The sequence below is a fragment of the Paenibacillus sp. OSY-SE genome (assembly GCF_000283315.1).
Taxonomy (GTDB): domain Bacteria; phylum Bacillota; class Bacilli; order Paenibacillales; family Paenibacillaceae; genus Paenibacillus_B; species Paenibacillus_B profundus.
This window is the reverse complement of the sequence record NZ_ALKF01000051.1, coordinates 1-209: the sequence shown is the minus strand read 5'-3', so window position 1 is coordinate 209 and position 209 is coordinate 1. Positions and strand designations below refer to the sequence as shown.

1 pseudogene is annotated in these 209 nt (G+C 44.0%); it reads left to right on the top strand.

The annotated features are described in order from the left end of the window. A pseudogene (locus A372_RS35725) lies at positions 1-209 on the top strand (beta-L-arabinofuranosidase domain-containing protein); the annotation flags it as partial.

Sequence of the window (209 nt, the reverse complement as noted above, 5' to 3'; positions counted from 1 at the left end):
TTTTCAAAAATCGAGAAAGGATCAGGAGCATGTAAAAACAGAACGGCAAAAATGGTTCTTCTGCGCCTGCTGTCCGCCCAATTTGGCGCGAATGATTGCATCGGTGGAGGACAATATGTACACCCAGACCGAGGACACATTGTATACGCATCTGTATATTGCCAGCAAGGTGAACATGACTTTATCTGGTCAAGAGGTTGAAATTATAC